The sequence below is a fragment of the Leptolyngbya sp. 7M genome (assembly GCF_018128485.1).
Genome location: NZ_CP070897.1, coordinates 683,329 through 710,232 on the forward strand (window position 1 = coordinate 683,329; position 26,904 = coordinate 710,232).

The 26,904-nt window shown below is 49.2% G+C and carries 25 protein-coding genes, 2 tRNA genes and 2 pseudogenes; 12 read left to right on the forward strand and 17 right to left on the reverse strand.

All coding sequences use genetic code 11. The features are described from left to right. Positions 1 to 64: 64 nt before the first annotated feature. Positions 65 to 457 (forward strand): glycine cleavage system protein GcvH, encoded by a 393-nt coding sequence (gene gcvH, locus JVX88_RS03255; RefSeq protein ID WP_211625709.1) that lies wholly within the window; start codon positions 65 to 67, stop codon positions 455 to 457. A gap of 20 nt (positions 458 to 477) precedes the next feature. Here gcvH and JVX88_RS03260 read toward each other — a convergent pair whose 3' ends face one another. Next, the gene (locus JVX88_RS03260) at positions 478 to 1,470 is read right to left on the reverse strand and encodes an alpha/beta hydrolase family protein (RefSeq protein WP_211625710.1); all 993 of its coding nucleotides are present in this window, start codon (positions 1,468 to 1,470) and stop codon (positions 478 to 480) included. A gap of 337 nt (positions 1,471 to 1,807) precedes the next feature. On the opposite strand from JVX88_RS03260, the pseudogene JVX88_RS43855 reads away from it, so the two are divergent. The 3 genes and pseudogenes from JVX88_RS43855 to JVX88_RS03270 form a co-directional block, all read left to right on the forward strand. After that, positions 1,808 to 1,912 (forward strand): annotated as a pseudogene (locus JVX88_RS43855) (RHS repeat-associated core domain-containing protein); the annotation flags it as partial. Between the two features lie 57 nt (positions 1,913 to 1,969). Continuing rightward, positions 1,970 to 2,419, forward strand: a complete 450-nt coding sequence (locus tag JVX88_RS03265; RefSeq protein WP_263975466.1) for a hypothetical protein — start codon at positions 1,970 to 1,972, stop codon at positions 2,417 to 2,419. A gap of 14 nt (positions 2,420 to 2,433) precedes the next feature. Continuing rightward, positions 2,434 to 2,925, forward strand: coding sequence for a tetratricopeptide repeat protein (locus JVX88_RS03270; protein WP_211625712.1), 492 nt, complete (start codon positions 2,434 to 2,436; stop codon positions 2,923 to 2,925). A 605-nt stretch (positions 2,926 to 3,530) separates the two neighbouring features. On the opposite strand, the gene JVX88_RS03275 is transcribed toward JVX88_RS03270, so the two are convergent. From JVX88_RS03275 to tadA, 6 genes are all read right to left on the reverse strand, one after another. After that, positions 3,531 to 5,204, reverse strand: coding sequence for a methylmalonyl-CoA mutase (locus tag JVX88_RS03275; protein WP_211625714.1), 1,674 nt, complete (start codon positions 5,202 to 5,204; stop codon positions 3,531 to 3,533). A gap of 167 nt (positions 5,205 to 5,371) precedes the next feature. Then, positions 5,372 to 5,462: transfer RNA gene (locus tag JVX88_RS03280), tRNA-Ser, on the reverse strand. Between the two features lie 26 nt (positions 5,463 to 5,488). After that, on the reverse strand, positions 5,489 to 6,523 hold the full coding sequence (locus tag JVX88_RS03285; RefSeq protein WP_211625716.1) for a YiiG family protein: 1,035 nt from the start codon (positions 6,521 to 6,523) through the stop codon (positions 5,489 to 5,491). Between the two features lie 124 nt (positions 6,524 to 6,647). Then, the gene (gene aqpZ / locus JVX88_RS03290; RefSeq protein ID WP_211625718.1) at positions 6,648 to 7,412 is read right to left on the reverse strand and encodes an aquaporin Z; all 765 of its coding nucleotides are present in this window, start codon (positions 7,410 to 7,412) and stop codon (positions 6,648 to 6,650) included. A 148-nt stretch (positions 7,413 to 7,560) separates the two neighbouring features. Next, positions 7,561 to 7,650, reverse strand: a tRNA-Ser gene (locus JVX88_RS03295). Positions 7,651 to 7,698: 48 nt separating this feature from the next. Then, complete coding sequence (gene tadA, locus JVX88_RS03300; RefSeq protein WP_211625721.1) at positions 7,699 to 8,217, reverse strand: tRNA adenosine(34) deaminase TadA; 519 nt, start codon at positions 8,215 to 8,217, stop codon at positions 7,699 to 7,701. Between the two features lie 83 nt (positions 8,218 to 8,300). Here tadA and JVX88_RS03305 point away from each other — a divergent pair, with 83 nt between their 5' ends. From JVX88_RS03305 to JVX88_RS03325, 5 genes are all read left to right on the forward strand, one after another. Then, positions 8,301 to 9,236: a DUF2270 domain-containing protein gene (locus JVX88_RS03305; protein WP_211625723.1), complete on the forward strand. Its 936-nt coding sequence runs from the start codon at positions 8,301 to 8,303 to the stop codon at positions 9,234 to 9,236. A 1-nt stretch (position 9,237) separates the two neighbouring features. Further along, a complete protein-coding gene (locus tag JVX88_RS03310) occupies positions 9,238 to 10,128 on the forward strand; it encodes an alpha/beta hydrolase (RefSeq protein WP_211625725.1) in 891 nt (296 codons plus the stop codon). Between the two features lie 23 nt (positions 10,129 to 10,151). After that, complete coding sequence (locus tag JVX88_RS03315) at positions 10,152 to 10,601, forward strand: hypothetical protein (protein ID WP_211625727.1); 450 nt, start codon at positions 10,152 to 10,154, stop codon at positions 10,599 to 10,601. Positions 10,602 to 10,615: 14 nt separating this feature from the next. After that, positions 10,616 to 11,878 carry a M24 family metallopeptidase gene (locus JVX88_RS03320; RefSeq protein ID WP_211625729.1) on the forward strand — a complete coding sequence of 421 codons (1,263 nt, stop codon included), beginning with the start codon at positions 10,616 to 10,618 and terminating at the stop codon, positions 11,876 to 11,878. Positions 11,879 to 11,951: 73 nt separating this feature from the next. After that, positions 11,952 to 12,716, forward strand: a complete 765-nt coding sequence (locus JVX88_RS03325) for an inositol monophosphatase family protein (RefSeq protein WP_211625731.1) — start codon at positions 11,952 to 11,954, stop codon at positions 12,714 to 12,716. A 7-nt stretch (positions 12,717 to 12,723) separates the two neighbouring features. Here the strand turns inward: JVX88_RS03325 and JVX88_RS03330 are convergent, their stop codons facing one another. After that, entirely contained in the window at positions 12,724 to 14,607 is a 1,884-nt protein-coding gene (locus JVX88_RS03330) for an FG-GAP repeat domain-containing protein (RefSeq protein WP_211625733.1), read from the reverse strand. 207 nt (positions 14,608 to 14,814) lie between these two features. Between JVX88_RS03330 and JVX88_RS43860 the strand changes: the two are divergent. After that, positions 14,815 to 14,961 (forward strand): annotated as a pseudogene (locus JVX88_RS43860) (hypothetical protein); the annotation flags it as partial. A 26-nt stretch (positions 14,962 to 14,987) separates the two neighbouring features. Here the strand turns inward: JVX88_RS43860 and JVX88_RS38050 are convergent. The 3 genes from JVX88_RS38050 to JVX88_RS03345 form a co-directional block, all read right to left on the reverse strand. Beyond that, positions 14,988 to 15,533, reverse strand: coding sequence for a hypothetical protein (locus tag JVX88_RS38050; protein WP_225931874.1), 546 nt, complete (start codon positions 15,531 to 15,533; stop codon positions 14,988 to 14,990). Positions 15,534 to 15,900: 367 nt separating this feature from the next. After that, a complete protein-coding gene (locus JVX88_RS03340; protein ID WP_211625737.1) occupies positions 15,901 to 17,337 on the reverse strand; it encodes a carboxypeptidase-like regulatory domain-containing protein in 1,437 nt (478 codons plus the stop codon). Between the two features lie 501 nt (positions 17,338 to 17,838). Further along, entirely contained in the window at positions 17,839 to 19,701 is a 1,863-nt protein-coding gene (locus JVX88_RS03345) for a S8 family serine peptidase (RefSeq protein WP_211625739.1), read from the reverse strand. Positions 19,702 to 19,967: 266 nt separating this feature from the next. On the opposite strand from JVX88_RS03345, the gene JVX88_RS03350 reads away from it, so the two are divergent. Then, positions 19,968 to 20,177, forward strand: a complete 210-nt coding sequence (locus JVX88_RS03350) for an MM0924 family protein (RefSeq protein ID WP_211625741.1) — start codon at positions 19,968 to 19,970, stop codon at positions 20,175 to 20,177. A gap of 97 nt (positions 20,178 to 20,274) precedes the next feature. Here JVX88_RS03350 and JVX88_RS03355 read toward each other — a convergent pair whose 3' ends face one another. Continuing rightward, the gene (locus JVX88_RS03355; RefSeq protein WP_211625742.1) at positions 20,275 to 20,706 is read right to left on the reverse strand and encodes a C40 family peptidase; all 432 of its coding nucleotides are present in this window, start codon (positions 20,704 to 20,706) and stop codon (positions 20,275 to 20,277) included. Here JVX88_RS03355 and JVX88_RS03360 point away from each other — a divergent pair. Then, positions 20,690 to 20,881, forward strand: coding sequence for a hypothetical protein (locus tag JVX88_RS03360; RefSeq protein WP_211625744.1), 192 nt, complete (start codon positions 20,690 to 20,692; stop codon positions 20,879 to 20,881). The two genes, JVX88_RS03355 and JVX88_RS03360, sit on opposite strands and share 17 nt — an antisense overlap. Positions 20,882 to 21,506: 625 nt before the next feature. Here the strand turns inward: JVX88_RS03360 and JVX88_RS03365 are convergent. The 5 genes from JVX88_RS03365 to JVX88_RS03385 all read right to left on the reverse strand — a co-directional run bounded on the left by JVX88_RS03365 (position 21,507) and on the right by JVX88_RS03385 (position 26,884). Continuing rightward, positions 21,507 to 21,863 (reverse strand): HesB/IscA family protein, encoded by a 357-nt coding sequence (locus JVX88_RS03365; RefSeq protein WP_211625746.1) that lies wholly within the window; start codon positions 21,861 to 21,863, stop codon positions 21,507 to 21,509. Positions 21,864 to 22,019: 156 nt separating this feature from the next. Next, the gene (locus JVX88_RS03370) at positions 22,020 to 22,553 is read right to left on the reverse strand and encodes a hypothetical protein (protein ID WP_211625748.1); all 534 of its coding nucleotides are present in this window, start codon (positions 22,551 to 22,553) and stop codon (positions 22,020 to 22,022) included. Between the two features lie 87 nt (positions 22,554 to 22,640). Then, on the reverse strand, positions 22,641 to 23,153 hold the full coding sequence (locus JVX88_RS03375) for a carboxypeptidase-like regulatory domain-containing protein (RefSeq protein WP_211625750.1): 513 nt from the start codon (positions 23,151 to 23,153) through the stop codon (positions 22,641 to 22,643). A 37-nt stretch (positions 23,154 to 23,190) separates the two neighbouring features. Further along, the gene (locus tag JVX88_RS03380) at positions 23,191 to 24,885 is read right to left on the reverse strand and encodes a hypothetical protein (RefSeq protein ID WP_211625752.1); all 1,695 of its coding nucleotides are present in this window, start codon (positions 24,883 to 24,885) and stop codon (positions 23,191 to 23,193) included. 172 nt (positions 24,886 to 25,057) lie between these two features. Continuing rightward, complete coding sequence (locus JVX88_RS03385; protein ID WP_211625754.1) at positions 25,058 to 26,884, reverse strand: DUF5050 domain-containing protein; 1,827 nt, start codon at positions 26,882 to 26,884, stop codon at positions 25,058 to 25,060. Positions 26,885 to 26,904: the final 20 nt, after the last annotated feature.

Below are 26,904 nucleotides of genomic sequence, written 5' to 3' on the forward strand. Positions count from 1 at the left end.
GGGATGAGAACAATGCGGTCTTTTGGGGTAATCGCTATCGAATAAGATTTTAGACCTTAAAAATATGTCAAACATTCCTGAGAATTTACGATATAGCAAGGATCATGAATGGGTCCTTGTCGAAGGCGATGTCGCAACGATCGGCATCACGGATTATGCTCAATCATCGCTCGGCGACGTTGTGTATGTTGATTTTCCCCGAGTTGGCGATAAGTTTGCAGCGCACGAAGCGTTTGGTTCGGTTGAGTCGGTAAAGGCGGTTTCTGAGATCTTTACACCGCTCGCTGGTGAGGTGGTCGAAGTTAACGAAGGGCTAAATGATACGCCGGAGGCCGTAAACAGTGACACTTATGGTGCGGGCTGGATGGTCAAATTAAAGATGGAAAATCCGGGCGATGCCGACGGTATGATGTCAGCGACCGAGTACGAAGAATACCTCGAAGGCATCGACCATTGATCCTGTCCAATAACTCTACTCTACTTGACCGCCGGTTCGGTTAGGACCGGCGTGTCGAGATATTTCGCAAAAAATCTAACATACCGTCTAACGCGGTCAACAGAATGCCTCGGTTCAGTTATGCCGTGTCCGGCACGCGGATACACGACAAATTCCACCGGCACGTTCATCTCTTTTAACGCCATATAAAATTCCTGCGCCTGTGCGATCGGCACTCGCGTGTCGTTCTGCCCGTGCATTATCATCGTAGGCGTCTTGACGTTCTTGATGTATTTCATCGGCGAGCGGTCCCAATACAATTCGGTCGCATCCCATGGCGATTTGTCATCATAGAACCAACGCAAATACCGCTGAATATCGTTCTGCGAATACATTGAATATATGTTTGTTAGTCCTGCACCCGGGCTGACAGCTTTGAAACGGTCGGTTTGCGTCAACATCCAGAAAGTCATATAGCCGCCGTAGGACCAGCCGAGAGCTCCCAGTTTGTCGGGATCGGCGAGGCCGCGTGCGATCAGATGATCGACACCCGTCATGCAATCTTCGTAATCGCCTTTGCCCCACGTATTCTTGTTCGCCTGGGCGAATGCCAGTCCGCGTCCCGTAGAACCCCGGAAATTCGGCTGCAGAACCGCGAAACCATTAGCCACGAGCACCTGAACAAGACCGTTGAAACTGTTCAGCGAGGCCGCCGTTGGACCGCCGTGCGGGTTAACAAGGAACGGTACCTTGCCGCTCGTATAACCGACGGGCTTTGTGAGAATGCCTTCGATCTCCATTCCGTCCTTGCTCTTCCATCGGACGATCTCCGTATCGCCGAGTGCGTAGTCGCGGATCCATGCGCTGTGGTCGGTGATCGAGCGAACCGATGCGAAATTAGCGTTCGCCGCGAAAAGCTCATTCGGACGATTCGCGGTTGACGATGTGCCGATGATGGTCTGGCCGTCGCGGCTGATATCGGCGATGGCGAGCGTGCCGCCACCGCGGGTGAGCTGCGTGAACGATCCGATCATTGTGAGTTTTGTGGAAGAAAGTTCTCCGTAGATTTAGATGGCGATAGCCTTCAACGAGGTTATTCGACAGAGGACAGTTATCATTGGATTTGCGATGATTGCTTCCCGATTTTAACGATGAATTTGAATGGATAGTTGATGCGTAGGCCCGTAAAGTTTTTGCTTTTCAACATAGGTTCGCAGCGGAACCGATGTAAAATACTTTTTGTCGGATCATCTAGGGTCAACCAACGGACTCGCAGATTCAAACGGTTCTTTGACAGCATCGACAGCCTAAGATGCCTTCGGGAACGCGACGAACACAAGCTTCCCGACGCGATACCAATTCACGGGCAGAGAATTCGATTCGTTTACAGGACTGCAATACAACCGCGCCCGTTGGTACGATCCGAAACTTGGCCGCTTCATCTCCAAAGACCCGATCGGCTTCGCGGGTGGTGATATTAACCTTTACGGATACGCATGGAACACGCCAATTGGCTATAAAGATCCGTTTGGATTGAATGCAGCCGCCGCATATTGGCCTTATGTCGCGGCAGGCGGCGTGGCTGGCGGCGCCATTGTGCCGCCTCTAGGTCTTGCGATTGCGAGCGGGGCTTTGATCTATGGTGCCTGGGACGCCGGCGAAACTATCGCCAGACATCCTTCGAACCCCTTTTCGCGTCCGTGGGTCTCGCCCGATGTAATTCGGCCTCCGGTTCCACCAATAAGTGCGTGTTATCCAAAGCCAAAACCGATTACGTGGACAATTCCTTATGAACGCTCCGATGGAATCCCTGTGCCTACACCAGATAGAAAGGGTTGTGCTCAAGAATGGGCCGATGCTTACGAATGGTGTTTTGAAAATATGGGAAAACCGGATCAGCGGGGTGGCACAGGCAATTATACCAACCCTAAGGATTGCGCTCGCGGTCGCGTGAGCGCGCGTTGCGGAGGAAACGCTGTATAAATAATCAGGAAATTGTGAAAGAAAAAGAATTTCTGGAAATCTATAAAGATCTCATTGAAAGCAAGAATTTCGATTCGGCGTTGACGATCTGCGAACAGTTCATCTCAGACAACCCTGAATCCTTCGAAGGATATCGAAAGAGAGCGTACCTTTACTCGCGTTCGAATGAGTTTGAAAATGCGATTAGCGATATTTCTGAAGCGATCAGATTGAATCCAATGAATTCTACTTATTACTTTTTTAGAGGATGGTGGAAGATTGAGAGCGGTGATTTCGTTGGGGGCGAGACCGACGTAACTGTTGCAATCGACTTGGATAGAGACTCAAACCTGCTCAGCGACACGGCATATTTCTTTCGATCTTTAGCAAGAGTAGAACTAGGAAGGAATGAAGACGCAATAGCTGATTTGAGAAACGTAGAAAGTGATTTCATGATTCACCTTAAGAGATTCGGTAAGATTTCGAGAGAGGAGCTTTTAAAACGGGCCACCAAATGCGCCGATTAGTAGAAATGACCTCCCCTTTAAAAAAGATACAGAACTAAAATGGAGAAATCCGCTGTCGCGAGTTATCGAAATTGAGATTGTAGCCAAATCACCAGTAGAGTAGGAATGTCGGGCTATATAAAAGCAGGACCCAGTTCAAAGCAGTCGCGGCAGACCAAAGATATAATGATTTTCTTATGGCGGTTGCCGCATCTAAGTATTCGTCATCTGTAAAACGGATCGTGTACCAGTATTTATAAAGCCATCGGACCATTATTGTTAATGGAATAAAGTAGGGTAATAGCACTAGAATTCGAAACCAGACGGGAAAACCTGTTGCCAACATCAATAGTCCGACGGGGATGTATGGAATAACTGCTAGATCTAAATTCTGCAGTTTATTTGCCGATGTTATAGAAGCAGTGTGCCAGAACTCGTAAGCCAAAGTATCGCGTATCTGATACTCTTCTATGATTACCCACAGTGGGGACACTTTCGCTCGGACAGATCGAGTTCGTCATTGGCATCAGTTTCAATTCTGATCAAATGCTTGCACGAATAACATCGGGCGAAGCAGTGAATGACCGGATTCAACAGTTCTGGGTCTTCACACGGCACAACTTAATCTAAAATGCCGGTTCTTCGTAGATGCCGTAAACGTCGCGGAGGGCAACGCAGATCTCTTCGACCGTCGCATAGGCAGCTACGGCGTCTATGATTGCGGGCATCGTGTTCTCATTATTTTCGGCGGCCTTCTTGAGGCGTTCGAGCGAGTTTTCGACGGCTCCATTATCTCGGATGGACTTTACGTGTTCTAATCGGAGGAGCTGGTGGTCGCGGACGGTCTCATCGATCTGGAGGATATCTACCTTTGTAGGTTCGTCTTCCATCACGTATTTGTTCACTCCAACTATGGATTGCTCGCCGCGCTCGACAGCCTTTTGATACTGGTAGGCCGATTCCTGTATCTCGCGCTGAGGGAAGCCGGCCTCGACCGCTTCGACCATACCGCCAAAACCATCGATCTTTTCGAAATAATCAAAGCAGCCTTCGATCATCTTTTCCGTTAATGATTCCAGGTAATAGCTGCCGCCGAGCGGATCGACAGTGTTAACGACGCCGGTCTCTTCGGCGATGATCTGCTGGGTGCGGAGAGCGATAAGAGCGGCTTCGTCGGTCGGCAGGGCAAGAGCCTCGTCGTAGGAATCGGTATGAAGAGACTGCGTTCCTCCGAGCACGCCTGCTAGAGCCTGAATTGCGACCCGGGCGATGTTATTAAGCGGCTGCTGGACCGTTAGCGACACACCTGCGGTCTGCGTGTGGAAGCGAAGCTGCATCGTACGCGGATTCTTTGCACCGAAGCGTTCTTTCATCGTCTTTGCCCAGACGACGCGTGCTGCACGATATTTCGCGATCTCCTCGAAGAAATCATTGTGTGCATTGAAAAAGAAAGAGATGCGCGGAACGAATTCATCAACATCCAAACCGCGGTCCACGCCATATTGAACATATTCGACGCCGTCACGGAGTGTGAATGCCAATTCCTGCAATGCAGTGGCTCCTGCTTCACGGATGTGATATCCAGAAACGGAGATCGGGTTGTATTTCGGGACATTCTTTGAACAGTATTCGAATGTGTCGATCACGAGCTTCATCGCCGGCTTGATCGGATATATCCATTCTTTCTGGGCGATGTATTCCTTCAGAATGTCGTTCTGGAGCGTGCCGGAGATCTTCTTGAAATCGGCTTTTTGCTTTTCCGCGACGACCAGGTACATCGCGAGGAAGATAGGCGCCGGTGCGTTGATCGTTTGCGAGACGGTAACGTCCTCAAGCGGGATGCCATCAAAAAGCACTTCGAAATCGGCAAGCGAAGAAACGGCGACCCCGCACTTACCAACTTCGCCCTCAGACAAAGGCGAATCGGCGTCGAGCCCCATCAGCGCCGGAAGGTCATATGCCACCGAGAGGCCTGTCTGGCCCTGCGACATCAGATATTTAAAGCGTCGATTAGTTTCCTCCGGTGACGAGAAACCGGCGAATTGACGCATAGTCCAAAGCTTGCCGCGGTAGCCGGTGGGATGAATGCCGCGCTTGTACGGATACTCACCTGGAAAACCGACCTCAATGCCTTCGGTGTCAGCCTCAGTGTAGAGGCGTTCGACCGGAACAAGTGAAACGCCTTCAAAAGAAGATTTTCGCTCCGGTGTTCTCTCGATCGCTTTGGCGAGCGTTTCGTGCTCCCAACGTCGTTTCTTTGCCTCGGCGGTCGTTCTCGCTTCCTTTATCTCAGTTGCCATAAGTTATAGATAGATAAAACGGAATTCTAGCATAACGGCGGAAAACTGTTTAAGTCAGATGGGGTGGCGGAACGCAGAGCGTCGCCATTGCGAAAAGAGCAGAAAAGCGTGCCAAGGTTAGGCATCGGCACGCAATCTAACGGATATGAATGTTTGTGAAACCTTGATGGCGGAAAGGGTGGGATTCGAACCCACGGTACCCTTTTGAGGTACACAGCATTTCCAGTGCTGCCAGTTCAACCACTCCTGCACCTTTCCACGCCGAACGATAAGACTACCAAAAACTACAGCCTAAGAAAACTGCGCGAGCGAACAAGAGAATTATATTCATGTACTACCTTGTCCGGTGAACCTTCGACCATCCAACCCGAGCCCGTCCCAAGCCAACGCTGATCCATCGAGCTGAACGGCTTGTTATCGCGAACACGCCGCATAAGATCTTTCACGGCCTTAAGATATTTATCCGCGTTGGACATATAGGTGCCCGCAAGCGCATTGTCCGAAACCGCATCTTTCATTGCTGTTATTGCTTTTTCTATTTCATCCGCATGCGTTTGGAGGGTGTCCGCCGAAAGTTCTTTATAAGGATTTCGAGAGACGTAAACCATCGCCTTTTTTGCCTTTATCCCGAAATCGGTAACCGTAAAAGCAAATTTCTTGGTGGCGTCGTCCCGGTATTGTTCGAGCCGACGGTTCGCAACCTCATCCTCGAGCTTATCGACCTCTAATGTGAAGTCCTTATTTGCCGTTTCAAAAGCAGCGAATGCTGCCATCAATGGCCCATGAGCGGCTTTGCCCTTTTCAAATTTGTCGTCCTTATAATCGTTCTGGTTGTAGTAAGGATAGATCGCCTTTACCTGTTTTGCAGCTTCTTTCAGAGCAGCAACGTATTTCTCCGCGGTCTGTTCGACAGTTTCCATCTTAGGCTCGATCTCTGCCGCTTGTTTAATGGCAGTTTCACAATCCGTGCCATCACCGCGTACCTCGTAAAGCCCATAAACGAGACGCTCATTACCGGTTGGCCCTGTTTTTGGGTCGGAAAGCCATGAAGTATAACGGCGGTAGCTGTTCATTATGGAGTTCGAATACTGGTTAACGCATTTTGAGATGTAAAGGTTGGTTTTTTCTATCAAGCCCTCGTCCTCGCCACCGGCTGTGTTCCGTCGAGAGACGTTTGAGATACCCGGTTCTCCCTCTTTTTCGATCTTCTCTGCCTGTTCTTTCAATTTTTCCGTGATCCGTCCACACCCTAGCGAGACGGCAAGCAAAAGAGAAACGGTGATAATTGTGGTTATAAGCTTTTCGTGTGATCTAGGCATATGGGTTTGCTCCAAAATCAAAAAGACGGGCGAAAGACCAGCATTTTGCGGACGATTCGGGCATGTGGAGGCCAAATGCGACAAACATTCGGCCTCCGTCTAAATTATCAGTGAATGATGACAATCAATCATTCTCTGCATCTGATACTTGGGGTTTGGAGCTGGCCACGGAAGTTTCCTCCTCACCCGAAAGCCAAAGGAAAAAGAAGCCCGCGAGTGCCGCGCCAAGTATGGGAGCTACCCAGAATAGCCACAGTTCCATTACTGCCCAACTGCCGCCTTGTAGTGCGACAACCACGGCTGGACCTGTGCTTCTTGCCGGGTTAACCGATGTGTTAGTAACCGGGATGGTGATCAGATGAATAAGTGTGAGGCAAAGCCCGATAGCGATCGGAGCAAAGCCCTTTGGAGCCAGACGATGAGTTGCACCAAGGATCACGACGAGGAAGAAGAATGTCATCGCAACCTCGGCTATAAATGCCGAATGAACAGCATAATTTCCCGGAGAGCCGGGGGAATTACCGTACCCATTAGCTGCGAAACCCGATGCGACGCTAAAGCCAACTTTTCCTGATGCGATCAAAAAGAGAATACCGGCACCCGCAAGAGCCCCCAACACCTGCGCAGCAACGTAAGGCAATATCTCATTGGCAGGAAAACGTTTTCCAGCGACAAGACCTATTGTTACTGCCGGATTGAAATGTCCGCCGGAAATATGCCCGAGAGCATATGCCCCGGTCAGAACCGTCAAACCGAACGCCAATGATACACCGGCAAATCCTATCCCAAGTCCGGGATATGCGGTTGCCAAAACGGCACTTCCGCATCCGCCCAAAACTAACCAGAGAGTTCCAATGAACTCGGCCGCTAACCTTTTGCTCAAAGGCATACTTCTCTCCTCCGAATTATGTTATTGAAGCTCGAAAATGGGTCTTGCAGAGAATTCCGGAAAGAGGTGAAGTTGGGTCGGCTATCGAACAGGCGCGAACCAGATCAAGACAAATCCGAAATCCAATATCCCAGATCCGAAGTTGAAATGGCGGAGAGGGTGGGATTCGAACCCACGGTACCCGTTAGGGCACAACGATTTTCGAGACCGTCCGATTCAACCACTCTCGCACCTCTCCGCGAATCACTAATGATACGTTCAAATTAAGTTTATTTTCAAGCTGTGGTCAACGCCGAGCTCGGAAAAAGGTCTGCATTAATTCGCGGCACTGCTCCGCGCAAATACCGGAAACGATCTCTATCTGGTGGTTCAGGATGGATGTAGAACAAAGGTTGAAGTGAGTTTCAACTGCACCAAAGCGAAGGTCGTGGGCACCGAACACCAATCGTGCTACTCGAGCATTTACTAGTGCTCCAGCACACATCACGCAAGGCTCGATCGTAGAATACACCGTACAGCCGACCAATCGGTAGTTGCCGATCAGAGATGCAGCCTCTCGCAGGGCAATTATTTCAGCATGAGCCGTCGGGTCGTTAAGACTTATAGTTCTATTCCCAGCGGTGGCAAGCTTTTTGCCGTCCGCGTCCACTATAGCGGCGCCGACCGGCACCTCGTTTAGCGATCCGGCGTTTCGAGCTTCGCAGATCGCATGTTGCATCCAAAGTTCATGATCGAATGTCACGTTTACGATTTTAGATCGATATTCTTGCAGCAAAAAGCTCTGAAATAGGCTAATTTCTTGCATCCCGAAAACGGAAGTGGTAATCCTATTATCTGATTTGATCGAATACCAGATGGCTGCTTTCCCGATCTATCCTGATTGGTAATATGAAAAACGATGTTCGGACCGGGACTCAAACGGCCGACGAGGACATTCACACGACGAACGTGCCCGAATCCTTCAAGGCATTTGCCGAAGAGGTTCGCCGTCGCAACCAGAAGCCACGCACCGCCCCAGTAAGCATTCCTCAAAAATTGCAGCCTGCCGAATTCAATACGGCAATGGTGCATTTCTATCGCGGCGAGATACAGCGTTCGAACATCTGGCGAAATCGGCTGGACGCGACCACCAACTGGGCCGTCATAACGGCCGGTGCGACGCTTTCTTTTGTGTTTAGTTCGCCAGATAATCCGCATTTTGCGATACCGATAAATACAATACTCGTTTCCATTTTTCTCTTTATGGAAGCGAGACGCTACCGATATTACGAGGTCTGGGCAAATCGTGTCCGGGTATTAGAGACCGGGTATTTCGCTCCTATGCTTTCACACCGGACAATCCCGCCGGACAAAGAATGGGCGGATCACATTTCGGCAGACCTGATCGCACCTCACTTTACGATAAGCGAATGGGAGGCGATCGGCCGACGGCTGAGGGCAAATTATCTCTGGATATTCATATTGCTCGCCCTCTCCTGGGCTTTGAAGATCTACATCCATCCTTCGCCGATACCTCTTGCATCAGCAATGGATCGCGAACGTTTTTGGGAGATCTTTCTTAGCCGAGCTCAAGTTGGTCTTGCTCCGGGATGGTTTGTCGTAACTGTCGGGGCGGTTTTCAATTTCACGATCTTTTTTGTGGCGTTTAGCACACTTAAACTTCGTGACGCCTCCAGCGAGGTGCTTCCGTTGGAAAGTTTTGAGTGGCATCCATTCAAGCAAGTTTCTGAATGGGCCGGTTCGAGCCTTGGCAGAAAAAGCCCGATCCGTCGTTCCAAAAAGGCGCGACAAAGAATGCGCTCAGTTCATCGATCAGAGGGGTAATATGAAACTAGCAAGGATCATCGTCCTACTTTCATTTCTTGTTTTCCCGGTGGCATTTTTTGCGTATGGGGATCATTCAATGATCGGCCCCGCGACCTCCGCGACCACCGAAACCCGCACTGAGAAACTCACGAGCAAATTGATGGCGCGTGACCTATCGTATCGTGTTGTTCTGCCCGTAGGTTATAGCGAAAAAATGAATGAAACTAAGAGGTATCCGGTCATTTATCTACTACACGGTCTGACGGGAAGCCACGCGAATTGGACCGAGCGAACAAAACTTTCCGAATATGCCGCAAAATACAGCATGATCATTATTACGCCCGAAGGAGAAAATGGATGGTACACGGACGGTGTGACGAATGATAATGACAAATACGAAAGTTATATCATCAAAGAATTGATACCCGAGGTCGATACAAAGTTTCGGACTCTCTCTGATCGAAAGGGGCGGGCGATCGCGGGTCTTTCGATGGGCGGTTATGGGGCAATAAAGTTTGGCCTTAAATATCCCGAGATGTTCGTCATCGCGGGAAGTTTTAGTGGAGCCTTAGGGGCAGCCTCCTTTACTGGTGCTGCCCCAAATGCCGCGGGGCTTGCTTCTATAGCGAGGATCTTCGGGCCGCCGGGAAGCGAAACCAGAAAGGCGAATGACATCTTTCAAATGATCAGGGACATGACTCCCGAAAAGATAAAAGCCCTGCCTTTTCTGTATGTTGATTGTGGAACTGACGATTTTCTGTTTCAGAACAATCGAGAGTTCGTCGAACTTTTGATCAGTAAGAGAATTCCGCACGAATATCGTCAATTGCCTGGCGGACATACTTGGATCTATTGGGACAAGCAGGTGCAGGAATTTCTACGTGTAAGCTCTCGCATATTTAGTTCTTGATGGATCTGGTCAGAGATAACTATATGAAAACATTTTTCTTGCTCTTTGTTTTACTTTCTGTTTTTGCCGTTCCAACGTTTTCTCAAGATAGGACGGTAGTCAATGACGCACCAGCCGCGCGAAAACTGCTAGGCCGGCACCTTTTTTCTCTTCAATGGATAAGCTGGGACTATTTCGGCACCGCTACGGTAACAAATTCCCGTGGTCTTTATCGTATAAAAGGTGAACAGAAAGGGAGAGGGAACAGCGATTTTGTGCGTATCGATGGGATAATCTCTCGGATAGATGCAAGAGAGTTCGTATTTAATGGGACCATCGTCACGAAGGTAAGCCACATCAACGGAGGCCAACCTTGTACACGTGAAGGTGAATTTGTATTCAAGATCACCGGAACGCGCAAATATTGGCGCCTGCAGCAAATGGATAACCCGTGTGATCCGGTCACAGATTACGTTGACATTTATTTTAGATAGGAAGCACTTGCTTAATGAGATCATTGATCATTATTGCCATTCTGTTTGTGTTCACGGCTGTGGCTTATACACAGACCGAACAAGAAAAACGCCTTTCCGAGATCCAGAAAGCATTGGCCGAGCAGGGTTTTGATGGCTGGCTTTTCTATGATTTTCGCGGAAGTGACATTCTTGCTCCGCGAATATTGAAGACGGAGCGTTTGAGCGGTTCGCGCCGCTGGTTCTATTTCGTCCCGAGGCAAGGTGATCCAGTGAAGGTGGTCCACGCGATCGAGCCTGGACAATTGGATTCTCTTCCGGGGAAAAAGCTTATCTATCGTGAATGGCAGCTTCTCCGCGATCAAGTTGCGAAAGCGATTTTCGATAAAGGGCGGCCAAGGGGCAATTTCCTTATCGCAATGCAGTATTCTCCGAACAATGACATTCCGTATATATCACGCGTCGATGCAGGCACGATCGAAATGGTACGGAGTATAGGTGTCAAGATCGGATCGAGTGCGGATCTCGTCCAGCAGTTCGAGGCTGTATGGACCCCTGAACAATTGGAGATGCATAAGGAAGCAGCTGTCAATATACAAAAGGTGATCATCGAGGCCTTTGGCGAGATAAAACGACGGATAAATGCCGATATTCCGACGACAGAGAATGACGTACAGCAATTTATGATGAAGCGTTATGACGAACTCGGAATGAATCCCTCGCCGATGATCGTCGCTGTGAACGCGAATGCTGCCTCGCCGCATTATTTTCCACGTGTAGGACAAGGTGCGCCGATCCGACGTGGTGATCTGGTTCTGATAGATTCGGTGTCAAAGATGCGTAAACCGAAAGCACCGGCTGCCGATCTTACGTGGATGGGATATGTCGGCGAAAGCGTTCCTGAGGAATATACAAAGATCTGGGGCATCGTTTTTGAAGCACAACAGAAAGCCTTACAGGCGATACGCGATGCTTTTGCCACCGGCCGTCCGATCACCGGTGCCCAGGTTGATGATGTTTCACGCGGGATCATTGCACGCGCCGGTTACGCAGATGAGTTCCTGCACAGGACAGGACATTCGATCGGTGAGGAAGGACACGGCAACGGGGCTAACATAGATAATCTTGAAACTCGGGATTCCCGCAGACTTATCTCCGGAACCGCTTTTTCTATCGAACCGGGCATTTATTTCGCAGGGCGATTTGGTATCCGTTCAGAGATAGACGTCTATATCGACGGTAAGAATGTCATAATAACTCATCCGCACCAGACTGAGATATTTCCTATAATGAAGTGAAGCAGCCTTAAAAGGCTGTACCAGATGGCAATCCAATCATAATGGTAGCCTGGATTTGCCTCAAAATTCCCGTATGTTGAACTTTGCGATCGAAACGGCCCGCGACGCCGGACAACTCCTCCTGGAAAAGTTTGGGCGAATTACCGCTGTTACAAAAAAGGGCGATATTAACCTGGTGACCGAGGCCGATCTTGCGTCCGAAGAACTGATCATCGAACGCATTAGATCCCATTTTCCTAAACATGGGATCCTTGCAGAAGAATCAGGAAGTTCCGGTGATGTGAATGCGGATGCAGAGTGGAAATGGATAATCGATCCGCTTGACGGTACGACCAATTACGCTCATGGTTATCCCTGTTTTGCAGTAACGCTGGCATTAGAGCATTGCGGAGAGGTAATTGTTGGCGTAACCTTTGACCCAACCCGTAATGAGATGTTCGCCGCGGAAAAAGGCTGCGGCGCAACTTTGAATGGTAAATCCATTCGTGTCTCATCAACTGAAAACTTGAGCGATTCGCTGATCGTTACCGGCTTCCCATATGATTTTAAGCGAAAAGACGATTTTGCCAGTCATTTAACTGCCTTTCTTCTGAATTCACGCGGCGTACGAAGAGACGGTTCAGCCGCAATAGATATGGCATACGTGGCATGCGGCCGTTTTGACGGATTCTGGGAAGAAGGGTTAAATCCTTGGGATATGGCCGCGGGTAAGCTTCTTATCGAAGAGGCCGGCGGCTGGATTACAAATTACGATGGTTCAGCATTCAGTATCTATCGGCCGCCGATACTTGCAAGCAATGGGCGCATTCATAAAGAGATGAGCGCCCTGCTTGCGTGATCGCAGATCATCTAACGTATGCCGATGGTATCGGAGTATCGTTAATGTTCCCAAAAGTTACAGCATCGAACCCACCCGATGACCTTAATACATACCAGTCATTTGAGGAGGGGCGAAATACCGCAATATCTGAGCGTCCGTCTCCGTCATAATCGCCTATGACAGGCACATCATTCGGAACACCCCACGCGACGCCATAATAGTCATATGTTCCTGATATAAGCACATAGAAATCGGCGAATGCCGGGTCTGCATACGGACGAAACATAGCGATATCGGTTTTGCCATCGGCGTTGAAATCGCCCGCAACCGGAAGATCTCCGGGCTGTCCGAACGGAAATGCCAAATAGGAATTCGTGGTGCTCAGCCAGAAATGCCACGTACCGTCTGACGGCCTGAAAATAGCCAGATCCCCGAGTCCATCACCATCATGATCCATTACAAGCGGAGTATCCCCATTGAGGCCGAACTGTGCAGCATAGTACTGCTGCCCGAGGCTTCTGAACTGGAACCAAACGCCTTCCGATGGACGGTATATGGTCCGGTCCGCGCGGCCATCGCCATCAAAATCATTCGGGACCGGAATGTCGCCGTTTGCACCGAATTGGTCGATGGAAACCGTATCGGTCGCGGAGTTGAGAACGTACCAAATGCCTTCGGAAGGCCTAAAAACTGCGATATCAGTTCGATTATCGCCGTCGAAATCCGCCGGGGTAATAATATCGGTCGGAATTCCGAAAGGTGTCTGAACGGTCTGTCCGTTTGAACTCCTGCGTACCGACCAGGTAGTGCCGGAATAGGTTCCGATATCGGTTTTTCCGTCGCCATCAAAATCAAATGAGGCACGCGGAACCCTCCGAATTGTTACATCATTGCCGGTTCCGCCGACATAGCTGATCCGAAAGGCTGTATTGAGCGGACCGGCAAATATCGCACCCTCCGGAAGATCCAGAAACGTACCTGACACAGGGTCAGATCCGTCATTATTAATAATGACGAACTCGTCTCCGACGGACGGAACAAATCCATCCCAGGGCACAGGAGCTAACAGTGAATCATTGAGCACCACGGGTCCGAGGACGTTCAGCTGATCATAACCGCCTGAGCCGGGAGTGGTGCCGGCTATCTTGCAGGCGAAAGCTCCGTTTTGTGAGAGCGTCAGTCCACCGGAAATGGTCAATATGCCGGTTGGAGAAGAGATAGATCCCGCCGAGATCCCACCTTGTATGACGTTAGTTGAACCAACTGTGCCTGTTCCCCCCAACCCACTTAATCCAAATCCAGTCGTGGTGTTACTGTTTACTGTAACTGTACTGTTGGGAATATTTGCATCAACTATCAAAATGCCATTCAAGAGTGATATTGGTGAGCTAAACCCGGAAGCGGCAAGGATAAGAGCCGCACCGGATCCTGTCTTGGTTACAGCACCGGAGCCCGAGATCAGACCTATGCCTATAAGCCCATCACCTGATATCTCAGTGGCGAAATTACCAATACTAAGACCAAGAAGCGTTAACGTCGCACCTTGTCCTGCGGTCAGTGTTTGTGCGGCGCTAAGAGTGACACCAGTATTAATGGTCTGTGTCCCCGCAGCCACGTTCATGCCGTGCGTTAGGCGAAAAAGATTTCCTCCCAGAGTGTATGTGCCGCCATCAAACCTGATCGAGCGAAACGTCGTTAAGATCAGGTAATTATTGTTCATGTTGTACTGGGCAGCTGTTGCAGGAAAGACGAGATCGTCGTTTGCAGATGGAGCAACATCTCCTTCCCAGTTGGCCGCGGTGGTCCAGTTTGCATCGCTGCCGCCTCCGTCCCACGTGCGAATTGCCGGATACGCGTCACCTAGGCCAATAAGGAAGAAAACGAAACACAATGAGATCGAGCGAAGCATTATGGTAAACCTCAACAAAACAGAAATTTCACGCGGTAAAACCGAATGTATCACGAAAAACATCAAACGGCGAATAAACAAAAGGTACCCCATGCCTAGTTCGTTCGCGACAATCTCGGTATGTCTATGCTAACCTAAACAACTTACGAGAGAATATCGTTCGAATCGGTGGGGATCGCACCAAACTGAAAGATAAAAGGACATTGTATGGCCTGGTTCCGAAGGGATAAACCAAAGATCGAAGGAGCTGCTTCAGATGAGGAGCGCACCGTTAATACCTCGGGTATTTTTGTGAAGTGTCCGGATTGCGATAACCCTCTTTATCGCGGCGAACTTGTTGAGTCACAGCAGGTTTGCTTACATTGCAACTATCATTTCCGTTATCCGGCAAGACTTCGGCTAGAAACGCTGTTTGATAATGGAGAATACGAAAAATTGGATGAAGAGGTAACATCTACGGACCCGCTTGGTTTTGTGGACTCCCGTCCATATTCGGAAAGGATCGAAGCCGCAAAGGAATCTTCCGGACTGCCGGAAGCTATCGTCTCTGGAAAGATATTCCCTGTAGAACTGCTAACAGATACGGATTTAGTGGGATCGGCTGGACCTGTTAAAACAACTCCCGGCTGACCAGTCGTAAAGAAGTACTGACCGTTTGGCGAACCAAAATCAAGCTTCAGCTCGTAATTTTCAACAATATGAGCGAACGCCGGATTACTTGACGCATTGAGAGTTGAGCAACTCGGGTTACCGCTGATGAAAATCGGAGCCGGTGCAAGATTCTCAGCAGGGGATCCGATCAAGATCGGCGGCTGTTCCTCGCCCTTCTGTGCGAGGCCCGCGGATGGAAACACGATCGTAAAGACAAGCAGGGCTGCCATCACAATGCTGGTTCTATTACGAAAAAAGTTTTTTCGGGGGATCATGATTTTACTCCTTAAGATCAGCTGATTATGGTCTGTTTCAAGTATCGGTACCTTGGCTGTCGCTGCAGAGTAACGCAAAGCCTTTTTGGTTTTCTAATGCCTAAACTGCTGATCTTTGCTTTTCACTGACTAACCACGGCGATATAGAACCTCAAAGACTCAAGAAATCAAAACAAAAATGAAACGGACCAAAATACGCAACAATGATCATGTTGGGCTTAACTATTAGACGACTTAGCTAAAATTTATTTGCTAGAATATATCACCAATCGGGCAAAATTCCAATAAAATCTTCTCCACAAAAAATGACGGCCCACTTCAGCGGGCCATCAGTAAGTTTCCTAACGATCGTGCTCTCACGAGCAGCCTATTCTATTGATGAGGCTGTAAAGTTGACATTCACAAGGTCCTCTTCAAGCGTGAAGGCTCTGCTGGCTTCCAAGAACAGATAACGCTTGTGCGAAACTGTCATTATGTAAAAGTCAGCTATCGGAAGGCCATCAATGCGGTAGTAGCCAAAAGTATTCGTGTAAGTCACTGACACTTCACCAGTGTTAGCATTGTGTATCGCGATCCTTGCGTTACTAATAGCTAGCCCTTCGGCTGTGGAGACCCTGCCGCTCACGGATGCGGGTGCTGAACTCGGGCCAAGGAACTGGTTTGTGAATACACAATGAACAGCTGCCCCTTCGCCTACTGTCAGACTTAGATTGCGCAAAGCTATGCTGGTAACAGCATTAAAAATGCCGGTGCCTGAACAAGAGATGCCGGTAAGGCTCCAAACGCTAGCATTTTCAGTAACGGAGATCGGGTTTCCTGACCCAAACTGCGTGATCGGCTGACTTTCGATCATGTTCGCACCTGCGGGCGCCGTTGGCCCATCGTAAAGTGTGAACGCGGTGGTTCCAAAACTCGGGCTAGCAGTAAAATTAAACGGAAAGTTAGAAGGATCAGTGTTCGGCGGTGCTATCGCATCCTTTTCGATCGTTACCTTGGCCGGAATTACAACAGCGTTAGCGCTTAAAGCAAGATCCTGATTTCCCGTGCTTGCACCGTCAAGAGACTTTAACCGCATATGATAGGGATTTCCATTTATACTCCCGGCGGAATTTCCGGCTCCCCACTCACCCTGCCATGCGATGTGTCCTCCCCATGCAAGGACCGGGTTGGACACAGTCGCGGTAAACGAACAAGATATAAGCCTTTCAACCCCACCAGTGTACGGATCAACGTAGCTGCATCCAATAAGAGTACCACCCCACATCGTGAACTTGCCGGTAGCCGGCATCGTAGGACGGGGAAGAGGAAAAGTATTGATGACCGGATCGACAGGGATTAGGGTTTGGCTGTCACCATTAGGATTTAGAAGCGCATTGCAGTGGGCAACTCCGTGGCAAGGATCATTTCCCATCGCCGTCGTTTCGGTCAAATTATAGGTGCCGAGGTAATCAAGAGCATGCACACCTGAATGAAGAATGTCATAGCCCATTACCAATGTGTGCACGGTTGTACCGTTTCCGGGAAGACCTGAAAAAAGTACTCTGTATGGCACATATTCTGTTTCATTCCAATGAGCCTGTGGGTTGCCGCTGCTTCCTGTAACCCATCCTAACGGATTAGATGCGTTTCCGCAGGGGGCTGGTGAAGAAACCGAACCGTTTCGGCACTGCTCTATAGTTGCCGAGGATGCAAGTTCCGATTTTTGACCGAAAGAAGTTACGGGTATCAAAAAGAAACAGAAAAAGATCACCGCGAAACCAATAAACCGTCTTGTCAAAATTGACAAATTGCTTGGGGGAATCATTGTCTTACTCCTGATCAATAGGTCGTGCGCCACGACCATTACCACTCTTCTTCGCCAAACAAAACAATCGAAGAGGAGCCAACATCCCTATCGCGTCCTTATACTAATGTGGGAAGCATTTACGCCTAAAGAGATAAAAATAAACATTATACGAGACTGTTTAACAAACCACCTTAGGTCTGTCAAGAGAAATCTTCTGGCGTTAAACAATGTAACCACAATGTTTACTTCATTTATACCCGCCTGACAAATTGGATGTATTCAACCTGTAGTATGCCACTTGGTCCAACATCACAATATATCTTGTTAAGCTACGTTATATCTTACTTTCGAGTAGTTTAACTGAATTAGACAACCTAAAGTAATAAATGGGTAAATTTCCAGAATTTTGCCGAAAGTGGCAAGATAGTTTGAGCCCGAGAACATTCATACAAAAAGCCGCCCGAAGGCGGCTGAGATAAAGCATTAGTTTTCAGGGGTTATCGTTTCAGAGACGTTAGCTTAGAAGCGCTGCATCGCGGTGAAGTTCATTCCAGCAATGTCATCTTCGGCAGTAAAGGACCGAGATGATGGAGAGAAAATAAGTCGCTTTGTTTCTGCGGCCTCAAGTACATAAAAGGTCGCGGAGGGAACACTTCCGAAGCTGTAGTAGCCAAAAGTGTTCGTATAGGCAATGAATTGCTCGCCCGTCATGGCATTTGTCAACACAAGAGCTTGGTTGCGAACGCCTGCCCCTGATTCGTCAGTCACGCGACCCGATACGGATATTGGGGCGGAGGTCGGCGTCAATTCATCGCTCTCGAAGGTGCACGTTACGGTCTCACCCTGTTCAACGACAATATATGCCCGTTTATTGATCATATCGACGGTCGTATTTTGGACATTTGTCATACCTGGTGCGGGGACCTCTACACAAGTTATAGAGTTAGTTGCCCAGCCATTGACAATAGCTTCCGTAACCGTTATGGATCCTGGTGATTCGAATATATACACAGCTGAATTCTCGAAGAGATCCGCCGGCGGGGCATCATTGTCAACTAAGTTAAACGAAGAAGGTCCAAGATTCGTGGCAGAGTAAGTGAATTGCTGGGTTGAGGCGGTCCCGCCGTTGCGTGTCCGAACCTGTTTAACGATTCTGACCTTGCCTGGCGTCGGTGGTTGTTGTGAACCAAGCCAAGTGTACAACATACGATTTGTAGATGACGTTCCGTCAATGTTTGTAACTACATTCGGTGTTGAACTGTTCTTGATCACGTTCTGAACCGTCGCAGGTGATGCCGATGGATTATTCTGCAAATAAAGAGCCGCAACACCAGCTACCATCGGGGATGCCATTGAGGTCCCACTCATTACTCGTGTTCCATTATTGGTTAAGTAGTCAAGTGAAGTGATCCCATTGCCTGGCGCCCACACGTCGATGCAAGGTCCGAAATTCGAGTACCCCGCTCTGTTGTCCGTGCTTGTTGTGGCACCGGCGACAAGAGCTGCAGAGATATTCGCCGGAGAATAATCACAAGCGTTGGCATTGAAGTTTCCGGCTGAGACTGCATAGGTGATACCTGTGTTGATCGAGTTTGTGATCGAATTGGTCATTGCCACTGAGACACCGCTGAGATTCATACTGATATTAACAACTGCGGGCTGTATGCGATTCTGGTTAACCCATTCTACAGCTGCCAGAAGATCAGAGACTTGACCGCTGCCCGAACACGGAAGAACACGAAGGCCATAGATATTTGCCCCCTTCGCGACGCCATAGGTACTGCTTCCAATGATGCCGGCGACGTGAGTGCCGTGTCCCCTGCAGTCAATTCCGTTCTGCCCATCGTTCAAAGCGTCAAATACTGCTGTGGCTCGGCCACCAAAATCAGCATGATATGGATTTATGCCTGAATCGATAACATAAACATTTACGCCGGCGCCGTTACTGCCGTAAACGTATGCAGAATTAAGGGGCAGGTTCGCTTGGTCGATACGGTCAAGCCCCCAATCTGGGGATGACTGGGCCGTTACCGAGGGCCAGATCTCCGCATCTTCTTCAACAAACAATACTCGCGGGTCGGAACTTAGTGCACTTGCGGCTTCCGGCGACATCTCTACCGCAAAGCCTTTTAACGAGTGGCTGTAGATCTTATCAACCGTTCCACCATAGAATCCGACAAGGCCATAAACCTCTGCTTCGACGCCAAACGACGTGATCAAGGAATTCCTCGCTTTATCATCGAGCACAACAATATACCTACCTGGTATGGCATTCTCTGTTTTGATCAATTTCGAGGACTTGCCTTCGGTGTGTATGGGCGCCGAGAGGAGGCAATAGGTGGTAACCAAGACGAGGGAAGCGAAGATCCAGATTTTTCTCATTGTTAAACTCCGTGGAAAAGTGTGGTGAACTGAAGTTTTTGCTAAGCGGGCAAACAGAGTAGTGTTGTACTCCGTTCAACAACATAAAATGTTGTAAATTATAAAGTCAATACTAAAATGCTCAGAGTGATGTGGGGGGCGTCAATTTGATAGCATTTCGGTCAAATTGAACAAATGGCGGCAGGAGAATATCATATTCACATAGCACATGAGGGGAAGCAGTGAGAGATTGATCAGGGGGCTGACATCTCTTCTACAGATCAGAAATGGAACAATATTTATTGGATTCAATCGGAAAGAAATTAGACGTAAATTGCGGGCCCGGAGCTATCTTCAGCGGTAAAGTGGTCAGTGTATCGAATGGTATAATGTCGCTGGAAACCGAAGATAGCGAGGCGGTGAGAATTTCGATTGTTTCTATCATCGCGGTGGTAGAATCAAATCAGCACTCAAATCGTCCCGGTTTCATCGCATAAGCTTTCCGGATTTCAAATATGGAAGGCTGCATCTTAAACAATAAAAGCGAGGCAAAATTGCTCCGCTTCTTGATCGGAAATTTTTATCGGGATCAGATCATTTGGACGTGTCCGCAGATCGGGGTTCAACGTTGAGTTTCCTAAAACCGACAATACGCTTTTCCCAATAGCCCGCAAATGGTGAGTAAGTGATACCCTTGCTGCGGGAGGCGTGGTAAAAACCTTTCTCATCAGCAACGATGCCGATGTGTCCAAGATTGTTCAGGAATACAAGCGTCCCAAATCTATATCTTTCGTCGCCCTCCACTGGTGTGGACATCGACCAAAGGCTTCGTGCACTGGTTCTCTCGAAGTCGATGCCGGCATCCTTGAATACTGCCCAAACAAAACCTGAGCAATCATAACGATTGGGTCCCGTTGCTCCGTAAAGATATGGGATCCCGAGTCTGGACGTTATTCCGTCCATGATGCTGTTGGTAACGCCGCCATTGTATAGAGATGGGGGAGCAGTTTTGACAAGCGACGACATTGGCCGAGATTCGCCGGTCTTCTTTACTAGCGGTGCAGATTCGGCTGTTTTGGGCTGTACAACTATCTCATTTGTAAGCGTAGGACGAGAATTTGGTGAATTTACCGGTCGTGATGATGTGAGAGGTCTTGATCTGTCAGTATCTGGCGGGTTTGTTGGTTGGTTGATGGGTTGACTTGAGCTGGTTGTTACAACTCTGGGCCTGTCTTGGGCCGCGGTTGTAGACGAAAATAACGATACGAAGACGAATGCGCAAACGGACAGATACAAGATCTTCTTGGAAAATTTCAAAACTAATTTAGCTCCCTTGATTTTTTTACAGACGGGACTGGAGTGGGCATCGGCACAATTGCCGCTCATTTAAATCACAGGCTCAAAGCAAGTCGGTTTCCAATAAATGAGGGAACCGATAAGTTGGCCCCATGTGTCTGTATTTATGTTTTTGTATTTTTTTGACTGCCGGAGACAACTTTTTAAGGCCCGAGAGGGCGGTCTCAAACGGCTGACCAAGAAAGAGGATAGCATTCTGAAGCGGATAGGGCAAATCGTCGAGGGCCCGCCGAAGCCGTACGCGGCCTTGCATCTGCAACATCCGGCTGACGGGACGGATGAATTCTCGTTTCGGACCGCCCCGTCTGCCTTTTGCCCCTCCGTGTATTGGAGGGAAATCGTTCCCCCGCAGCAAATTCCTTCAGCTGTCGATATGCTATGTTCTTGAGATAGGTTCAATCCGGATCGTATTCCAGAAAGAAAAAGACCCGCTTTGCAGCGAGTCTATCGAAGGAAAACTGTAATAAAATCTACGCCGAAAACGACGTGCCACAACCGCAGCCGCCTGTCGCGTTGGGGTTCTCAAACGTAAAGCCGGATCCCATCATATTCGAGGTATAGTCGATAGTAACCCCGTTAAGATACTGTGCCGAGAACATATCGACAAAAAGCCGGATCCCGTGCTTATCAAGCAGAAAATCACCCTGTTTGGATTCTTCCTCAACATTAAGGCTGTACTGAAAACCAGAACATCCACCCGGAACTACCCGAACCCTAAGTCCTGCGGTTTCCGGGAGATCTTCTTCCGCATCTATGAACTTCTTGATCTCGACCGCGGCCTGCTCGGTTACATTAAGATCTACACTGGGTGCTGCAACTGCTGACATAGAATCGATTGCTCCTTTCAAAAAATGAGGACCCGCGAAAGCGAATCCTTACATTAAAATAAATATTAGAACAAATTGGCTGTATATGCAAGGAAATGAAGGGGGAATGCATTTGCGAACGCCAATTTTCCGGAAAACAGAAATGCAGTTTCGTGCCTAATCACGCCCGATATTGTCGCGGAGCCACATCGCCCGCCCAAGATTCGAACCCTGCCCGGTCATAACGCGGTTCATATTGCTGAAAAATTTCAGGTCTCCGCATTGGAAAAGCAATTCTCCGACTGTCGAATTAAACGGCGGCGGGAAATGTTTTGCCAGCGTTCCGAACCCCTGGAAAAGGCTGTCGAAGGCAGCGGCGGCAGATGCCGGATCGTTGATCATAATGTTATCGTCTTTCAGCACTTGTATCGCCTGAAATATCTGATTTACGGCCTTGAGGTCTTTATAGATCTTCTCGCCTTTTTCCAGATATTCGATCACGTCGTTGAGATACCCACTTGCATCGACCAGTTTTTGATACGCGTTCGAATTAGAGCTCTGTAAGAATGCAGCAGAATTTAGAGCAAGATCGATACGCTTCTGTGCGACGATCGCCGCCGCCTTCATATCTTTGGCGTCTCCATTTGCACCAATCGCACCCGCCCACACCTTAACTCTTGTAAGTGCCCTTCCAAATAGTTCATCTGACATAATATTCCTCCATTCGATCCAAAAACATACCCCTCCCCACCAATACGCGGGAAAAGGGAATATTTTGTATCAGGTCGTGCCAGAAATCTAGAATTCGGCATTGTGGAACATTATAATTTTCAGGTCGGAAATATCCTCCATCGGCACAATTACCTGTGAACCGCTAAGGAAACCTCTGGCTGAATATTCGACAACATAAGATTCACCCACCGGTATCTCCTCGAACATAAAATAGCCAAAAGTATTGGTAATCGCGGAACGGCTCACTCCGCGTAAGTTTGTGATTCGCACTGAAGCTCTATTGACCGGCTGATCAAGTTCAGACACGACCCTGCCGATGATCGAAATGCTTGCCGATGTCGGAGCAAGATCAGAACGCCAGAAACCGGACTGAATACGATAAATAGAGCCGAAAGATCTTACTCCTGCGACCGATTGGCCGATAGTTCCTGTCAGAGTAAATTGCCCGCCCGGCCCGTCGTCCGACGCCGCACCGCCGCCCGCAATGACCGATTGGGTTATTACGAATTGCCCGCCGGTCTGCGCCGCGACGGGAATGCACAAACTTAGTAGCACGATAAAGAATTTGGTCGCTTTCATTTTCTTAACTCCACGCAAAGCTGCAAGTCTTCGAAATTCATGGTTGAAAAGCGGGAGGAAGCCGAATAACCGTGTTGCTGTTGGTGTTTGTCGCCCACATATTCTTCCCGTCAAAGGTAATGCTTGTTGGTAATGCTCCGAGTGCGAACGATGCGATAGTTACACCGTCCGAAGCGCGGACTTTCGCCGCAACTCCCGAAGCGAAGTCGTTATTTATAACCCACAAATGCGTGCCGTCAAATGCGATCTGATACGCCCCGGAAGCGATCGGATAGGAGTTCAGAATCGAGCCGTCTAACGTCCGGATCCTGACGACGCTTCCGGCGGTCGTATTGGCGATCCAAATATTGCTGCCGTCAAAGACGACACCGCCGCCGGTCGTCATCGAATAATCTACCGATGTTCCGTCTGCGACATTTAGTTTTTTCAAGCCGGCGGCTCCCAAATGCGTGATCCACATAAAAGCACCGTCAAAAGCAATGCCCGCCGGTGAACTTCCCGCCGGAAACGTGCCTAGATTTGCGCCGTCGGTTACCCGCAGTTTGGTTACATTGTTGCCATTCAAGACCCACATATTCTCGCCGTCAAAAGCAAGATTGAATGCTGCACTCGGTGTGGGGAAAGTGCCAAGAACCGCGCCATCGGACGTGCGGACCTTTATGACACCCGCGCTTGGCGTAGTACTTGTTATCCACATATTCGCGCCGTCAAACGCAATGAATCGCAAAGCGTTTCCGACCGTGAAGGTGCCGAGAACCATGCCGTCCGAAGCTCTTATTTTTTTGACGGTCGAGCCGTTAAATTCGACGACCCATATATTCGCGCCGTCTGAGGCGATCCCATACGGCTGATTGCCGATGTTAAAAACGCGCTGTGCTCTTAATTGATCCCAGCGAAGCGTGCCCAGAACCTTTAAATTGCCGGTATTCAAAAGTGTGTCAGAAGAGAGCTGGGTTGTCGTTATCGAACCGGGGATGATGTTTGCTCCGTCGAGATTTGTCAGCCCATCGCCGTTGCCGTGGAATTGATCAGCCGAAACGATGCCGTTTGGAACATCCAACGATCCGTTGATCGTCAGACTTTGGTTAAGTGTAACTCCGCTGTTGAACGTTACTCCGTTGTTGAACGTCTTGTTTCCAAAAACATTTTGATTGGAAAAAAGATCAACGAAATTCTTCGCGGAGCTGCCTGTACCGCCGCTTGTTATCGGTAAAATACCGGTAAGCTTGTTTGCATCGATCGACCGAATTTTTGCATCCGTGACGCACAATACACATGCGGTGGAAAGCGAATCGGCGGCGGCTGCTCTCAGACTTTTAACTGAAAAAGGCGTGCTGGTTATCTCCTGTCTCGGTGTGAGTTGCGTATATTCTCCTGTGCTTGCTCCGGGTCGGACGTGGATCTCTAAAAATCTTGGTTCGCCGTTGATAAAAGCTGCTTCACCGAAACTCAGCTTGACGCTGAAGATGCCGCCAGAAACAGAAACATCATCGCAAACCGCATCAGGGCTGCCCGACGTGACGCCGTTACACGCGGCCGCTCCGTCGATCTGGTCACCGCCCACGGCTGAATCATACAACCGAAACATCAGGTCATACGGCCCATTAGCAATTGTGTGCATTTCGGTCAATTTTCCTTGATAGGTAAACGAACTTGTCTGCGCATAGCTCGTCTCGATAACGATCAGTAATAATGGTAGAAACAAAGCATGTTTAATCAGTATCTTTTTCATAATCACCTCTCGAATTGACAATTCTTTTGGGTGCAAAATCATCTCTTGTGATCGAGGAAACGATCTTTGCAGCGCTATAAGGTCCCACAGTTTGGACAACGCTCCCTTTCGCCCGGAACCGTCGGTTTGACAACAACCGTTTCCTCAGTTTCTAGCGTGATCTCATTCGCTGTTACCAGTGCGGATTAAGGCCGACTCGGTTGATTAGTTGTGTTACTTCAGTTCCGTCGGCGTTCATCATATGGACAGTGAGATTTCCGCCGACGCGATTCGACACGAAAATGATCTTCCCATTCGCACCCCATGAAGGTTCGACATCGTGTGCGGAATTTGATGTCAGCCGCGTTAGTCCACTGCCATTGATATTCACAGACCATATCTCCTGCGAAGCGAAGCTGCCGCCCAACGTGCTTGCAAAGGCGAGATTGCCTCCGTCAGGGGACCAGGTCGGGCCCCAGTCAATAACAGAGTTGTTCGTAACCCGAACCGTTCCGCTTCCGTCTGCATTCATCACCATGATCTCGAAATTCCCAAAGCGATTAGAATCAAACGCGATTCTTGAGCCATCAGGAGACCATGCCGGGTTAGAATCTTGTCCGGGGCTGAACGTAAGCCTTGTTACACCGGAGCCATTTGCATTCATAATGGCGATCTCGGAGTTGTTAAGACTGGTTAGCCCTGCGTAGCGAAACGTATGAAACGCTATACGCGTGCCGTCCGGCGACCAGGTTGGAGCTGAATTGACCGCTCGATCATTCGTAAGTCGAGCAAGGAGCACTCCATTGATCGTCATAACGTAAATGTCAGAGAGAATTCCTCTGGAAAATGCGATTTTGGTCTTGTCAGGAGACAGCGCCGGCTGGAAGTCGGGTTGATTTCCATTTGTAAGGCGTGTTAATCCAGTACCATCCGAGTTCATTTTGAATATCCGATAATTTCCCCCATCCCAGCTTGAGAATACTATCGGTACGGCTCCGCCCGGTGTCGGGGTGGGCGTTGGAGTAGGAGTCGGAGTCGGAGTTGGTGTAGGAGTGGGGGTCGGGGTCGGAGTCGGGGTGGGATTGGGAGGACAGGTCAAGTTCGCGAAGCCCCAGGTCGCCCCGAAATCGCTTCCAGGAGCGTTGGTCAGACGTATCGGATCTGACCCGTCGGAGTTCATCACATAGATCTCATTTTGTCCATCGCGGGCCGAAGTAAATGCGATGCGCGTGCCATCTGGGCTGAATGATGGGTGCCGTTCGAGAAACGTGTTATTGGTCAACTGGACCGGGTCGGTGCCGTCAGCGTTCATTACCCAGATCTCGCTAGTTGCGTTCTGTTCTGTGTTATAAACGATCTTTGTGCCATCCGGGCTGTAGAAGGGCTGTTCCTCCAGCACGTTTGGCGTGAATGTAAGTCTGGTCTGATTTGAGCCGTCGGCGTTCATCATGTAGATCTCCTCGTTTCCGTCGCGGTTAGATCGGAAGACTATCTTGCTCCCATCCGCGCTAAATGACGGATCAAAATGACTGCCCGAAAAAGTGCCGGTGAGGCTTGTCTGGTTCGAGCCATCAGCATTCATCACAAAAATATTATTGTTCGAGGAGAATACGACTTTGCTCCCGTCATGATTGAACGAGGGCTGAATATTAAATTCATCGTTGTTAGTCAGATTGATCTGACCGCTTCCATCGATATTCATTACATAAATATCGAAATTACCATCCCGGTCCGACTGAAAGACGATCTTCGTGCCGTCGCTGCTGATCCAGGGTTCCATGTCTTCGCTCGGATCGTTGGTCAACCGCGTCTGGCACGTGCCATCTGAATTCATTATGTAAATTTCGCGGTTGCCGTCACGCTGCGAATGGAACGCAATTTTCTCTTGCGTAAGGACCGCGGCAAAAGCCGTTTGCTGCGGCCGCCGTGCGAACAAGGCGGAAATTACGAACACCGACATGACTAGACCGATCGCGAACGTTCTGACTGGTTTTTGTTGATATAGAATGTCTGTAAGCATAATTATTCTGTTCTCCTTGT